Source organism: Pseudoalteromonas sp. SA25, from assembly GCF_011378705.1.
Taxonomy (GTDB): Bacteria; Pseudomonadota; Gammaproteobacteria; order Enterobacterales; family Alteromonadaceae; genus Pseudoalteromonas; species Pseudoalteromonas arctica.
This window is the reverse complement of the sequence record NZ_WTKV01000015.1, coordinates 1-14,249: the sequence shown is the minus strand read 5'-3', so window position 1 is coordinate 14,249 and position 14,249 is coordinate 1. Positions and strand designations below refer to the sequence as shown.

General features: G+C 38.5%; 12 protein-coding genes and 1 pseudogene. 6 read left to right on the top strand and 7 right to left on the bottom strand.

The window, feature by feature from the left end; translation table 11 throughout:
• Window positions 1-37: 37 nt before the first annotated feature.
• Together GQR45_RS13080 and GQR45_RS13075 are read right to left on the bottom strand one after the other, a co-directional pair.
• The gene (locus tag GQR45_RS13080; protein WP_346774203.1) at window positions 38-2,362 is read right to left on the bottom strand and encodes a DUF2225 domain-containing protein; all 2,325 of its coding nucleotides are present in this window, start codon (window positions 2,360-2,362) and stop codon (window positions 38-40) included.
• A gap of 292 nt (window positions 2,363-2,654) precedes the next feature.
• Window positions 2,655-3,764 (bottom strand): endonuclease/exonuclease/phosphatase family protein, encoded by a 1,110-nt coding sequence (locus GQR45_RS13075; RefSeq protein WP_165726219.1) that lies wholly within the window; start codon window positions 3,762-3,764, stop codon window positions 2,655-2,657.
• Window positions 3,765-4,060: 296 nt separating this feature from the next.
• On the opposite strand from GQR45_RS13075, the gene GQR45_RS13070 reads away from it, so the two are divergent.
• The 3 genes from GQR45_RS13070 to GQR45_RS13060 all read left to right on the top strand — a co-directional run bounded on the left by GQR45_RS13070 (window position 4,061) and on the right by GQR45_RS13060 (window position 8,426).
• Window positions 4,061-6,355, top strand: coding sequence for a peptidase U32 family protein (locus GQR45_RS13070; protein ID WP_165726166.1), 2,295 nt, complete (start codon window positions 4,061-4,063; stop codon window positions 6,353-6,355).
• A gap of 13 nt (window positions 6,356-6,368) precedes the next feature.
• Window positions 6,369-7,028, top strand: a complete 660-nt coding sequence (locus GQR45_RS13065) for a glutathione S-transferase (protein ID WP_165726165.1) — start codon at window positions 6,369-6,371, stop codon at window positions 7,026-7,028.
• A gap of 135 nt (window positions 7,029-7,163) precedes the next feature.
• Complete coding sequence (locus GQR45_RS13060; protein WP_101217370.1) at window positions 7,164-8,426, top strand: valine--pyruvate transaminase; 1,263 nt, start codon at window positions 7,164-7,166, stop codon at window positions 8,424-8,426.
• Here the strand turns inward: GQR45_RS13060 and GQR45_RS13055 are convergent.
• Entirely contained in the window at window positions 8,407-8,673 is a 267-nt protein-coding gene (locus tag GQR45_RS13055; protein ID WP_165726159.1) for a hypothetical protein, read from the bottom strand. The two genes, GQR45_RS13060 and GQR45_RS13055, sit on opposite strands and share 20 nt — an antisense overlap.
• A gap of 210 nt (window positions 8,674-8,883) precedes the next feature.
• Here GQR45_RS13055 and GQR45_RS13050 point away from each other — a divergent pair, with 210 nt between their 5' ends.
• The gene (locus GQR45_RS13050) at window positions 8,884-10,083 is read left to right on the top strand and encodes an Nramp family divalent metal transporter (RefSeq protein ID WP_165726164.1); all 1,200 of its coding nucleotides are present in this window, start codon (window positions 8,884-8,886) and stop codon (window positions 10,081-10,083) included.
• A 121-nt stretch (window positions 10,084-10,204) separates the two neighbouring features.
• On the opposite strand, the gene GQR45_RS13045 is transcribed toward GQR45_RS13050, so the two are convergent.
• Window positions 10,205-10,639 (bottom strand): hypothetical protein, encoded by a 435-nt coding sequence (locus GQR45_RS13045; protein WP_165726163.1) that lies wholly within the window; start codon window positions 10,637-10,639, stop codon window positions 10,205-10,207.
• Here GQR45_RS13045 and GQR45_RS13040 point away from each other — a divergent pair.
• Window positions 10,624-11,814 (top strand): PQQ-dependent sugar dehydrogenase, encoded by a 1,191-nt coding sequence (locus tag GQR45_RS13040; RefSeq protein WP_165726162.1) that lies wholly within the window; start codon window positions 10,624-10,626, stop codon window positions 11,812-11,814. The genes GQR45_RS13045 and GQR45_RS13040 overlap by 16 nt on opposite strands.
• Window positions 11,815-12,010: 196 nt before the next feature.
• Here the strand turns inward: GQR45_RS13040 and GQR45_RS13035 are convergent, their stop codons facing one another.
• Complete coding sequence (locus tag GQR45_RS13035) at window positions 12,011-12,442, bottom strand: DUF3450 domain-containing protein (RefSeq protein ID WP_165726161.1); 432 nt, start codon at window positions 12,440-12,442, stop codon at window positions 12,011-12,013.
• Between the two features lie 117 nt (window positions 12,443-12,559).
• Window positions 12,560-12,979: a hypothetical protein gene (locus GQR45_RS13030; protein ID WP_165726160.1), complete on the bottom strand. Its 420-nt coding sequence runs from the start codon at window positions 12,977-12,979 to the stop codon at window positions 12,560-12,562.
• Between the two features lie 27 nt (window positions 12,980-13,006).
• Between GQR45_RS13030 and GQR45_RS21575 the strand changes: the two are divergent.
• Window positions 13,007-13,212 (top strand): annotated as a pseudogene (locus GQR45_RS21575) (GAF domain-containing protein); the annotation flags it as partial.
• 211 nt (window positions 13,213-13,423) lie between these two features.
• Here the strand turns inward: GQR45_RS21575 and GQR45_RS13020 are convergent.
• On the bottom strand, window positions 13,424-14,249 hold an 826-nt coding region (locus GQR45_RS13020; RefSeq protein WP_165725441.1), incomplete at its 5' end, for a transposase.

Sequence of the window (14,249 nt, the reverse complement as noted above, 5' to 3'; positions counted from 1 at the left end):
AAAAATAACATCAAAACTGAGCTGTATACAGCTAGGTTTACTCCGATCTAAAAAGCTTAAACTCTTCAAACGCACAATCCCACAACACAACTTGATTACGACCCAAAGATTTAGCCTCATAAAGTGCTAAATCGGCCTGTTCAATTAACTCAGAAGGTGTTCTGGCTTTAAATTTAATAGACGTAACCCCAAAACTACACGTAACAGGAATATTATCAAATATCGCTTTTTCTACTTTAATACGAATAGCTTCAGCAATACGTATTGCTTGCTCTTGAGTCGTGTTGGGTAAAATAATACAAAATTCCTCGCCACCAAAACGGGCAACGCTATCGCTCGTACGTATATTGGCTTGTAAAAGACTGGCAACGCCACAAAGTACGGTGTCGCCAATGCTATGCCCATAAGTATCGTTAACGCTTTTAAAATGGTCAATATCGACCATTAAAATACAATATTCTTCAATCTGAGGTAAATCCAAAAAGTCGCGATTCATAATCTCAAATAAAATGCGGCGGTTATAACAATTGGTTAAAGGGTCTCGCGCGGCCAAATAGTCTAACTCTTCATTACGTTTTTTAGAGGCAATAAAGCTTCGATAAACCAATAAAACAATAGCTAAACAAGCGGCTAATAAAAATGCGAGCGCAATACTCGCGTATTTGTTTTTTGCAAGCTCTAGCTCTGATATAACCCTAGCTTGGCCTGATATTTCAATTTCATTGTTTTTCTTTTCAAGCTCAAGTTGATGGAGTTTTTCTTTTTCTCTTAACGTTTCCAGCTCTATTTCCATTTTGTGAGAATGCAAATGTGCTTTTTCAAGAGCAAGCTTACTTTCGTCTCTTTCGTATTGAATGATTCCGGTCAGGGCTATTTCTTCTTCCGCGTAACGTAGTGATTCATTTATTCGTCCACGCTGTTTTTCTGCTATTCGAATTTCACGATAAGCGTATAGCATATGTAACTTATCATCTATTTCGGTTGATAAAGCGAGTGACCTTTTTAGTAAAGAAATCGCCTCATTAGTATCAATACCAATTAAAATCGCCGCAAGCGCTGTTAGCGACTTTATCTCATAAAGCTTACTGCCCGTTTCTCTGGCGAACGACAACGACTCTTTGTAATACTCTATAGCCTTGTTTTTATTCCCTTGGGCACGATAAATATTAGCAATAATACGCGCTGTTATAGAAATGTAGGATGTAAGATTTTTGGTTTTATAAGTTACGTAAGCTTTCTGAGCAAATTTCATCGCTGATTCTAAGTCGCCAGACTCATAGTTAATAACAGCCATTTCTCTTAAGGCCGACGCGAGCGTTTTTTCCTCGACCACACCTTTTGGTAAATCAATGGTTATTTGATAGAAAATCTCGGCCTGATCAAACTGCTTTAATCGTGTGTATAGCAGCCCCATTTGATTGGATGTTTTAGCAATCCCAAGCACGTTATTTACTTTTTTATAATATAAATATGCCTCATTTATATGCTTAAGTGATTTTTCATAAAGGTTGATATGGCGATAAATAATACCAGCACCTAATAATGCTTTAGCTAAGCCAACAGGATCGTCAATGTCTTTATGTATTTCTAATGCACGAGTGGAGTAATCAAGGGCTAAAACTAAGTTGTCTAAATAGCGCTGCGCTTCTGCTAGTGTATTTAATGTACGCGCCATCAACTTTAAATCATCTAAATTAGTATATATCTCTAAAGCTTTGGTATAAAAATGAGCCGTTTGCTCTCTATTTTCAAGGCGCTTATACGACTGAGCTAATTTTTTATACGTTTCACCTAACTGTTTTTGTATTTGTTCGTCTTTATTTACAAGGTATTTTAAAGCAGATGAATATTGCGTGATCGCGTCATTGTATTTTTTTTGTTCATAAAACGAATCCCCTTTTGTTAGGAGTACTTGTGCTATAAAAAACTCATCGCCATACACAAGCGTTGTTGGTAATAAAGTTTCAATGCGTTTAGCAAGTTCGTCATAACGTTTTTCATCTGATAATATTTTTATATAATTAATAGACGCCTTTATTTGGTTGCGTGGATCATTTAATTTACTGTAATAAGCCGAGGATTGTGAAAAGTGATGAAGCGATTCATTAATATTGTTATTTTTTTTATTCGCTTTACCTAATAAGTTATGTAATTTTGCGCTGAGTAACGTGTCATCAGCACTTTGCGCTTGTAACAACAACGCCTTACTTAGTTCGATACTTGTTATAACGTCAGTATCCATAAGTAATTCGGCTCTTTTTAGCAGCCCTGCGTTAGATTCATTGATTAAACTGTATGAGGTAGTTTCTTGCGCGTAAGCGCTACTTAAACTAATAAACAAAGCAAAAAGCAAAGCTTTCACTAACAATTTAGAATTATAAATTAGATTTACGAAGAAAGTGTGTACTTGCGAAGTTAAGTCCATCTTTCGCGTGTGATACGAGTAAGTGTAAAATTCCATATTTACCATTTTAGTGATTTGTTATTAATTTAATGCAAAAATTCTGGCGATAAAATATACACATAAAGACTGCAGGTCAAGTTTCGCTGCAATATGGGTAATTGTTAATTTATGATTTTAGCATAATTATGCATATTGCAGCTTAATTCTTTTTTAGCTTAATCGTACGCTGTAAGTTATTAAATGAGAAAACCTAGCTTCTTAGTTTAAGGGTAACCAATACAACACCGTGGTCGGTAGTTAAATCATCACGCTCATACTCGGGGTTTATTAAGTGCCTGTCGTAAGTGTTATAACCACTGACTTCAAAAAAGCTGTCATCGTAACTAGCGTCAAACTCACACGACAATAAAATGTAATCAAGCACAGAGCTGCTCGCGCCATAATAATGTGTTGGCCGCCTTAACGGTGCTGGCTTTGTTATGTTTATATTTTTTACTTGGCTTTTATCCGCTGAATCAACAATCTCGCTGTTACTGCTATCACAATCACTTTGTTCATCGTTTGTTATTGCTTCATCGCTAGAAACCTCATCAATACTTAGCTGCGACTTAACAAACAAATCCCATGAATCATTTAAACAATATTTTGCTAAGTAGGTTTTAGCGTCAAACGCAGGAGCAAAACGTAGCGTATTAGTAAGTAAATGACTGAGCACACCATCAGCTAGGTCGTTATTAAAGTCCCCCATTAATAGCATAGGTTGTTGCGTAGCTTCGCGGCGAGTAATCATTTGTATCATTAGCAATGTAGCTTCACTGCCACGCTGAATAGTTGAGCCCCACCCTCCCGCTACATTCGCTTTTAAAATCTCAATTATGTTTTGCTCGGGCGCTAGCTCTTTGTTGTGTTCATCAACATTAATCATCGGGCGCTTAGATTTAAAATGCACCACATAACAATCAGTATTGCCTATATGCGGCAAAGTAACGGTCGCTCTCAATACCTTACGACTAAAAATAAACTCACTATTAAGGCCAAGCGTACTTGCAAGCTCGCTGTCATGCTCAACCGCTGCTATCTCAACTATGGGATATTTAGAGGCAATCGCTACCACGGGGCGCTTATAAATAAAGTCGTCAATCACTTCTGGTGTATCTACCACCGCAAAGTAATTATAGCCTTGCTCAGCAACTAGCTCTTTTAACGAATCAATACTAAACACTTCCTGAAAACCAATCACATCAGGGGCATGCTCTGTTAAGTAATCAACAATCCAACGCTGCTTTTTAGCCCACTGCTGCGCGGTATAAATTTTCTCAAACTCATAATATGCATTGGGTGGCTCAAGATAGTTAAACAGGTTAAATGTGGCTATTTTTAGTTGGGTGTTAATAATTACAGATTCTTCACGGTTTAAATCTGTATCTAACTGTTTAAGATCTTGATTACTGATGGGTATCGCCTAAGTAAAGTTGAAAGTGTTGCTTGCTTATAAACTATCATTTTATTACATGTTTACGTAATAAATCAGCCTGCTTAATTGTAATTTTATACACTCTTTTATTTTAGTCTTTATTATATCCCTCAATAAATAGCATTAACGTGCTTAACCAGATAAAATTCGCGGCAATTAAATATGAGCGAAGTGAAGTTGTCATGAGTAGAAAGATTGAACTATTAGCCCCAGGCGGTGATGTAAACGCGGTAAAAGCCGCCATTGTAGCCGGTGCTAATGCGGTTTATTGTGGGTTAGATACCTTTAATGCACGTAACCGAGCGTCTAATCTTTCGTTTGATGAGCTTAACGGCGCACTTCGCCTAGCCCATGAATACGGCTGTGAGATTTTTTTAACGCTAAACGTAGTTATATTAGAGCACGAAATGGGTGCGCTATTTAAGCTATTAAATCAGCTAGTAAATACCACGCTCGACGGTATTATTGTGCAAGATTTAGGGTTGTTCAATATAGTTAAAAAGCACTTTCCTACGTTGCATATTCACGCATCAACTCAGTTAACCACGCATAACGAATCACAAGTTGAGTTTTTAGCGCGCATTGGCGCTACACGTGTAAATTTATCGCGCGAGCTTAACTTAACTGAAATTAAAATACTGACCGACGTAGCGCATAAATGCGACGTATTAACCGAAGTATTTGTGCACGGCGCATTATGTATTGCGTTTTCAGGGCAATGTTATTCAAGCTCAGTAAGTGTGGGTAACTCGGGTAATCGTGGTCGCTGCTCGCAAGCGTGTCGTGATGAATACGAGCCAACTGCGATGGGTAACAAACACCCATTAAACTTAAAAGATAATTCAGCTTATTTTGACCTGCCAGAGCTAGTAGCTGCAGGTGTTGATTCGTTAAAAGTAGAAGGCCGTATAAAAGGCGCTAACTACGTACATACGGTTATTGATAGCTGGCGCAAACAAATAGACACGTTTGTGCAAACCGGTAACCTAATTGAAGACGATTCAAGCTTGTATAAAGTGTTTAACCGTAACTTTACCAATAAGTTTTTAACCGGCGACATGACCAAAAACATGTTTACCGATAACCCGCGCGACCATAGCTTTGATCACGCAAACGAAAAAAACAACGCAATTTCGGTCGTGCAAATTTACGATGCACAGCAAGAGCTTTCCACTCAAAAAAGTGAAATTGATTCGTTAGTTAAAAAGAAAATTGAATTTTTAGATATTTCAAAGCGCGAGCTTACATTAGAATTTACAGGGCAATTAAATCAGCCATTCACTGTAAACATAATTATTGAAGATAAAAACGATATTACGCTTTCAAATAAAAACGAAAAAGAGCCTCTACGCTTTGAAGTTCAATCGCAAATGCCTATGCAAACCGCCGATAAATCGGTTGTTGATATTGCTGCTATTGATAAACGCTTTAAAAGCTTTAGTAATGCCAATTTTGAAATTAAAAATATGGATTACTCAAACTTAGGCAACAACTTAAGCATTCCGTTTAAAGAGCTCGCCCGTATTAAAAAGCAAGTCGCGTTTTTATTAAACGAAGGCAAAGACGTACTCGCCCCTGTTGAATTACCAAAACTAGTAAACCACGAAAAAGCAGATAAAAACAAAACAACACTCTCTATTTTAATATCGGACATAAAAGACGTTCACCTATGTGATTTAACAAATGGCGATGTTTACTTTAAATTACCTGAGAGCTTTAGAACCGATAACGATAAATACATCAACGTATTTTTAGAGCACCCGCAGTTAATTCCGTGGTTCCCGGCGGTGTTAATTGGTAAAGATTTTGAAGAAGCAGTGCGTTTGCTCGAGGTTGTAAAACCTAAGCTTATTATTAGTAACAACACAGGGGTTGCATTTAAAGCAGTGCAAATGGGCATTGACTGGATTGCAGGTCCATTATTAAACACTACAAACTCTTATGCGTTATTAACGCTACAAGAAGATTTAAATGCTAAAGGCGCGTTTATTTCAAACGAAATAAACAAGCAGCAAATGCGCAGTATTAAACGCCCTAACAACTTTAAAATGATGTACAGCATTTATCACCCAATACTAATGATGACCAGCCGCCAGTGTTTTTTCCAGCAAACCGTTGGCTGTAAAAAACCACGTATTGACGCAAGCTGTATGCTGAGCTGTAAAAAAGAAACAACCGTTACCAATGTTAAAGGCATTAGTTTTGCCATTGATAAACAAAAAGGCGGCTACCCGAGCATTTATAATCATGAGCAATTTTTAAATATGGATATTGTGACCGATTATGCCGATAAGTTTGACGAGTTCATGATTGATTTAACTGACATTGGCTCAGGCGATAAAGAAAAACTAGATAAAGCCGTGTTACTCGCCCATTTCCAAGATTTAATTAGCGGGCAAACACAAGCAGCTGATCAATTAAATCACATGGTAAAAGTAAAAACACGTCAGCAATATGTTGAAGGCTTAAATAGCTAAGGTAAGTAATAAAGTGACACTGCCATTATTATATTCATTACAACACTGCCCATACGCAATGCGTGCACGAATGGGTATTTTAATGGCAGAGCAACACGTGCTACTACGCGCTATTAAAACTAAAAACAAACCACCGCATCTTTTACACATATCGCCAAAAGGTACGGTGCCAGTTTTGTTATTACCTAATGGCCACGTAATAGATGAAAGCCTAGACATTATGCTCTGGGCTTTAAAGCAAAACGACCCACATAATTTACTGCATACTCAAGACCCATTAGCACTTGAGCGCATGCTTGAATTAATTAAGCTAAACGACACGAAATTTAAACCAGTGCTTGAAAAGTATAAGTTTTATGCTCGCACAAAAGACATGGCACAAATTTATTACCAAAAAGCCTGCGAAGAGTTTATTAAGCAATTTGAAGCAAAACTAACCACACATAAGTACCTAATGGGCGATGAAAAAAGCCTAGCCGATTATGCTCTGCTGCCATTTATTAGACAGTTTGCCCGCGTAGATAAACACTGGTACTTACAAAGTGAATACACGCATGTACGCGCATGGTTAAACGAATTTTTACACGCCCCCATGTTTACCAAAGTTATGACCAAATTTGATTTGTATATGGACTGCGGCGAAGAGTTTTTATACGGCGTTAAAAAGTCTTAACTTAGCCTTTGTTTTATAGAAATTTTATTGTCATAGCCAACTACAAAGCTAAGCATTGAATTATTCTCATCATCGGATTTAAGCCCTTTATTTACGCTATACTGCTCTCCCCATTACTAACAAACGCTATGCATTATGAACTACTCAAACTTTGGCACTAAATTTACACAACCCAACGGCATTACCCAATTAATGGAAGACTTAGGCGGTGCTAAAAACAGTAACAATCCTAATATTGTTATGCTCGGTGGCGGTAACCCTGCATTAGTACCACAAGTAAATGAGGTTTTTTTAAGTGAATTACAAAAACTCGTTGCCAGTAACAAGGTATCGCAAGTATTTGGCCTTTACGACGGCCCTACCGGTAACGACGAGTTTAGAGCTGCATTAGCAGGCCAGCTAAGTAAAGAGTATGCATGGGATATTAGTGCCGATAACGTAGCGCTTGGTAATGGCAGCCAAGCTAACTTTTTTGTGTTGTTTAATATGTTGGCAGGTGAGATGCCGGATGGCAGCCATAAAAAGATTTTATTTCCCCTTGCGCCAGAGTACATAGGTTATGCCGATCAAGGTTTATCGGCTGATATGTTTGTTGCCATAAAGCCTGATATCGAAATTTTAAATACAGGTAGTGCATCAAAACAGTTTAAATACGTAATTGATTTTAAAGCAGTTGAAAAAGTACTAGCAAACGACAGCAGCATAAGCGCGCTGTGCGTATCACGCCCTACCAACCCAACAGGTAATGTAATTACTGACGATGAAGTAAAACACCTTGATTTGCTCGCTAAGCAATATGGTATTCCACTCATTATTGATAACGCGTACGGCGATCCGTTCCCAGGTTGTATTTACACCGATGCAAACCTAACGTGGAACTCAAATATTATTTTATGTATGTCACTTTCAAAACTGGGCCTACCGGGTTTACGCAGCGGTATTGTGGTTGCCAATAATGAGATTATTAAAGCAATTGGCCGCGTAAACGGCAGCATGGTGTTATCGCCAAATAGTATTGGTCCAAGCTTAGTGACACGCTTAATTAACGACAACGAACTACTCCCACTGTGCCGCAACGTTGTGTTGCCTTTTTATCGTAATAAAGCACACATAGCGATTGAGTTGTTTGATGAAGTATTTGCCGAATTGCCTGTTTATTTGCACAAAGTTGAAGGCGCATTTTTTATGTGGCTGTGGTTTAAAGATGCAAAAATGACAAGCGAGGTGTTGTATCAAAAGCTTAAAGAGCAAGACGTGTATGTAATTCCTGGGCATAACTTTTTTATCGGCATTGACGACAGCTGGGCGCACAAGCACGAGTGTATTCGTATTAACTATGCTACCGATGCAGATACCCTAAAAAAAGGCTTAGAAGCGATTAAAAACCTAATAAAGTAAATATAATGATGCCGATATAAATATCGGCATCATTCATTTGATTCGCTTGTATATTCGTTTGAAATTCATGCAAACGCACTGTAGCCCCTTTAAATTTATATACAAGTTGGTATCCTACGCGACCTTTTTTAATAGCAATTCGCTTAATTAAGTGATCTATTCTGAGGTGAGAAAATCGTGTCGATAACCAGGCAAAAATTTCGTTCTTTAGTTGTCCTATATCAGAAATTTTTAACGCAGTTAGCATCAGATTTAGTCCCTCAAATTGATTAAGTATTATTGCGGGTTGGTATAACATATGCTTATTAAAAAAGAACCAGCCAAGGGGCGATAATCGCTGCAGGGCACTTAATTAAAGTGGCAGCAATAACACTACAGGCATCGCGTATAAATATTGGTTTTAAACGTTAGATGTAACTTTAAATAGCAACATGCAATAGCACTATTAAGGTCAATTATGCGATTAGGACCAGGACTACTCGTCACCGCTGCCTTCATTGGACCAGGGACTATTACTACCGCCAGCGTGGCAGGTGCAAACTTTGGTTTTGCACTTATATGGACATTACTGTTTTCAGTAGTTGCCACTATATTATTACAATCTATGGCGGCGCGCCTTGGCGTTGCTACCGGGCAAGATTTAGCTCAAGCGCTCAGAGCACATATTCAAACGCCTTTATTTAAATCTTTAGCTATATTTTTAGTCATTAGCGCCATTGGTGTGGGCAGTGCAGCTTATGAAGCGGGTAATTTAAGTGGCGCTAGCATGGGGCTAATTGAAATATTCCCTCAAGTTAGTCCTCAACTATGGACACCACTTATTGCTTTTTTTAGTGCAGCTTTACTGTATAGCGGCAAACATAAAGTGGTTGAAAACGCGCTAATTTTACTCGTTATTTTAATGAGCTTAGTGTTTATCTCAACACTTGTAATGGCAGCGCCCTCACTGGGTGATGTATTTGCTGGTTTTATTCCTAGTATGCCTGAAGGCTCTATTACAACCATACTAGCTTTAGTTGGTACTACCATTGTGCCGTATAACTTATTTTTGCACTCCGGCGTACTCGCTGCTAGACACGACAGTAACAGCGACATGCAAAAAGTGATTAAACAAACAAATGTTGATACAGGTCTATCAATCACTTTAGGCGGTGTGATCACTTTAGCTATTTTATCTACAGCTTCAGTTGCATTTTATGGCACCGATGCGGGGCAAATTAGTGCGGCTAACATGGCCGTGCAGCTAGAGCCATTGCTTGGTGATGCCGCTCATTACTTTTTTGCTATTGGTTTATTTGCTGCAGGTTTAACAAGTGCTATTACAGCGCCACTTGCCGGTGCTTACGCCGTGTGTGGCATGTTAGGTTGGTCAAACGATATGGGTAACTCACGTTTTAAAGGCGTCGCTATTGTTATTTTATTGTTTGGTGCTGCGGTGGCCTCACTCGGTTTAGACCCTGTCGCGGTGATTATATTCGCACAGGCGGCTAACGGGTTATTACTCCCTATTGTTAGCACCTACCTTGTATGGCTGGTTAATCAAAAAGGGGTTATGGGAAACTACACTAACTCTTTGGTGTTAAACCTGGTAACCCTACCCGTTTTAATCCTAATTTTTGGGCTAAGTAGCTACAAACTAATTAGTTTAATTTTTTAATTTAACTCTAAAAATCATATTTAAAGGCCGCTGTTTACAATAGACAGCGGCCTTTATTTATTAATCACTAAATAACGTATAAGCCGTACTTATATTCACACATCTAACACGCTTTTTGGTTTTAAGTTGCCTTAACTAATTGCGAAAACGCAAAACCACCTACCGCGCCTGCAAGCAGTTGAGCATAAAAACCCCAGCCTCTTGCGCCCGCTATAATATGAATATTCATAATTGATTCAATGGCAATTAACACAATAGCAAATGCCACAATGCCAGCAATAACAAATAGCTGAGTACTGTATTTTTTAACCTTTTTATTAAGCTTTACGGTAACAAAAAAAGCGATGGCAAGTGCTACGGCAATAATAGCGCCGTAGGTAGGTAATAGGCCTAACCAATCATCAAGCGTTAAACTAGCACGATCACTAAAGCCCACTACTACACCTACATTAACTAATTGATTGACAACGTATTGGCTATGAAACAAGCTAGCAAGTGTGAATGTAAGTAACCAAGAAACTAAAAATGAAGGCAATATACGTGTTAAAAACGACATGGTTATCTCAACTTAAAATAAAGCTTTTCTCTTATGCAAGCCATGCTAGCAAAGGCTTGCCCCGTAAACAATGTATCTCTTTTTTTACTTTGCTTTCGCTTTTTTCGTTTTCTGTTAATGCAGATGTTGCGCTACCAAAGGAGCAATACAGTACACAAACACTGGCTACGCAATTACAGTCTCCGTGGAGCATGGTTGAACTACCAAACGGCACATGGTTAATAACAGAGCGTGATGGTCATGTAGTTATAGTTAAAAATAACGTGCAATCAAGAGTAAAATTAAACCTAACAGGTTTATACGTTGCAGGCCAAGGTGGTTTACTCGACATTGTATTATCACCAGATTATAACGACTCCAAAGAAGTTATTTTTACCTATGCCCAAGGTGATGCAAGCGAAAACAGGCTTGTTGTTGCCAAAGCCACGTTTAATGGCACTGACTTTTCAAAGCCACACGTTATTTATAAAGTAGCGACTGATAAAAACACACCACAACATTACGCTGGTCGCTCCCTTATCCTACCCGACAATACGTTATTAGTTTCAACGGGCGATGGTTTTGACTTTAGAGAGCAAGCACAAGTTATCACCAGCCAACTTGGTAAAATATTACGTATAAACCTAGATGGCACCATACCAACAGATAACCCATTTATTAATCACAAAAACCTAAATGCACATGCTGTTTACTCACTTGGTCATCGTAACCCTCAAGGCTTAGTTTATGATTACGATACGCAGCAAATTGTTAGCCACGAGCACGGCCCTGCAGGCGGTGACGAGCTAAACTACTTAACCGCTGGCACTAATTATGGCTGGCCGGTAATCACCTATGGTAGGGATTACTCGCAAGCGCGTATTTCACCATTTACCGAATATAAAGGCATGCAAAAACCAAGTGTTAATTGGACGCCATCAATAGCGCCATCAGGCATGGCGTATTACGGCTCTAAACATGCAGCGTTTCCCTCATTACAGCAACATGTGCTTATCACCACTCTTGTTGATAAAAAGCTCTACAGCGTTAATCTGGCCAATGGTGAATTTACACAGTCTCACGTATTTCCTAAGGCTGCAGGCAGGTTAAGAGATGTGTTTATAACTGATAAAGGTAACGTCGCAGTATTAACAGACGGTAAAGAGGCAAAGCTAATGTTGATGACAGCAAACTAGTTCATAAAGCAAATAAAAGCCGCTGCGCTTTTAAAGTAAGTAGCGGCTTTAAATAAGCCACTTTGGTTAATTAAGTAACTTGATCAGTAAGATCAGGGGTTAACCCCTTTAGTTTTAACATTAAGGTGAGCGTCTTTATTATGTTATTAATAACGTTCTTGTCTCCAATTACCTTTGCATATACTTACTGTGCTTGTTATTTACCCGATTCTAATTGCTGTCTCAATAATTCAATAAGTTGAGTGTTAAGCCCGGTAATTTCTGCTTCTAGCACCTTCACTTTAGCCTGCGACTCTTCATCATCTTTACTGCGTAATAATGCAGTTTCCTGTAGTAGTTTTTCTATCTTTTCTTGTATTTCAGCAATCTGTTCATCAATAGGGTCACCTTCTGATTGTGACGCCTGACTTGCATCTTCATTGCCGGATAATTTACGTAACGCCTCTCGGTTTTGATCTTCCAGACTTTTTTCTTTTCCTTCTTCAGATATATCCACTTGGTCACTTTGAACCGCTGCTTTGTACATAGTCGCTTTTTCGGTTACTTCACCAGCTACCACCTTTAAAGTTTGTTTTTGCGGGTAAGTCTCTAAAGGTTTAGAGGTTATGTGAACTGACATTTTATCCATTTTAATATTCCTTGTTCCGTCAATTATTGGCGGCCAGTAGTTAACTATAAATATAATGCTTTACCAAAAGCCAATTGTAATAGCCCTTGTTTGATTCTTTATTAGATTACACTTTACTCACAAGCTTGCCCATTGTTGTTTTAAACCAATAAGATGAACAATACCAAAAGATAAACAAATAATAGAACTCCAAACCCAAAACTCAGGCGAACGCCCCATAGGGTTATTTATTAGAAAGAATCCAGCAACACCGCGGGCTAAATAAATAAAAGTTATTAATACAAGAGCTAGGCGGATGAATGGAAGTTTAAAAATAACACCTGCGGCTGAAAATGCATACAATGACCAAGTTGATAGAATCAGAACAATTACACTAGTAATAAGAGTTGGTTTAATACTTCCTTGCTCAGAAAGTAATGCCATTTGCTCTCCTGCACCGAAGAACCGATACCAAGAACCTCCAAAATAAATACAACCCAAATGCAAAGTTGCTACAACAGCACTTAATGTACCTGCAATTATTAGAAAAACATTCATAGAGCGATAAAACCTCCGTGAGACATAACGAACCTGTAAATTAACTGGTTTATTTATCTTGATAAACAAACCATAGCCGGGTTTCTACCTGGGTACAATCGATTGTTGAATGTTTACGCGTGATATCGGCAACCGCTGAAACACAATTAATTGAAGATGTTCACGCTTTTGACGGGCATATAGCCTGCGATGCAGCGTCTAACTCTGAAGTAGTTGTACCTATCATGACGCATTAAACTAGACAGCCACTCCAATTGTAAATTAATCTGGCCGCCACTAAATTTACTTTTTTGGGCTAAGAGTTCACCTCTTTTTATATCTTTACTCGCGCGTTACACATTAAATAAGCAATTATCACTGTTAAACCTAAATTACACGCATGAAAATGACTGCATAATGCAGTTTTGATTTATTACTGAATAGTTTTACTGAGTAGTTTAAGTTTTATGCCAGGAGCTTTTCGCAGTTACTGATATTCGCTCGCCGCTTTCGGTTTAAGTTTTCACAATAACCTTCTTGTGAGGCTGGCCTGCCGACTGCACCATGAAATACACGTGTAAATTGTGTGGTGAGCTTTAACCAGTTTTCTGGGGAGATGTTAACTCTTTCGAGTAAGGGTAAGTGTGTACTTTCAATATAACCACGTTTGTCTTCTCGTATACAGCGCCCTGTTAGCTCAACAAGTTCAAGGTACGATTTAAGCTCAAAAGGCAGCCCTTTTGGCATAATTTGACGTGGCATGCCTGCTAAGCGCAGTAGTTGTTTTGGTTGCTTGCCATCCTTTACATACGTTAAACGCTGTTTGATGCTGGTATGGTCTGACTCTTCTGGGGTGTTAGCCATTTTGGCTCTAATGGGGTTTAAATCGACATACGCCATGCAGGCCGCAAGGGCTGCTTCATCTAATAATGCTTGAGACGTGAATCGTCCCTCCCAAAAACGGCCAGTGCAGTTATCTTCTTTATTTGCTCTGCGAGCAATGTTTTCATTTAACAACCGCATAAACCAACTGATACTTGATAAGCGCTCTCGGTATTGCTTAACCGTTTGATTGAAAAAGATGAGTTCAACTTTACTTAGCTTTTCACCTTGTACATATTTTTGCGTTAGCAATGTGCCTTTACACAGTTTATGCCAGCGAATAATAATCGCTTTATCATTTAGCCTATTCACTTTCTTATCATCAACATACAATACTAAATGGGTATGATTACTCATGACGGCATAAGCACATACATCAATACAAAATATTTTTGCTAATACGAGCAAC

What these genes read in the sequence shown, in the direction of transcription:
- GQR45_RS13070 (WP_165726166.1), top strand. Translation starts at nt 4,061, where the DNA reads ATGAGTAGAAAGATTGAACTATTAGCCCCAGGCGGTGATGTAAACGCG.
- GQR45_RS13035 (WP_165726161.1), bottom strand. Translation starts at nt 12,442, where the DNA reads ATGGATAAAATGTCAGTTCACATAACCTCTAAACCTTTAGAGACTTAC.
- GQR45_RS13060 (WP_101217370.1), top strand. Translation starts at nt 7,164, where the DNA reads ATGAACTACTCAAACTTTGGCACTAAATTTACACAACCCAACGGCATT.
- GQR45_RS13055 (WP_165726159.1), bottom strand. Translation starts at nt 8,673, where the DNA reads ATGCTAACTGCGTTAAAAATTTCTGATATAGGACAACTAAAGAACGAA.
- GQR45_RS13050 (WP_165726164.1), top strand. Translation starts at nt 8,884, where the DNA reads ATGCGATTAGGACCAGGACTACTCGTCACCGCTGCCTTCATTGGACCA.
- GQR45_RS13030 (WP_165726160.1), bottom strand. Translation starts at nt 12,979, where the DNA reads ATGAATGTTTTTCTAATAATTGCAGGTACATTAAGTGCTGTTGTAGCA.
- GQR45_RS13045 (WP_165726163.1), bottom strand. Translation starts at nt 10,639, where the DNA reads ATGTCGTTTTTAACACGTATATTGCCTTCATTTTTAGTTTCTTGGTTA.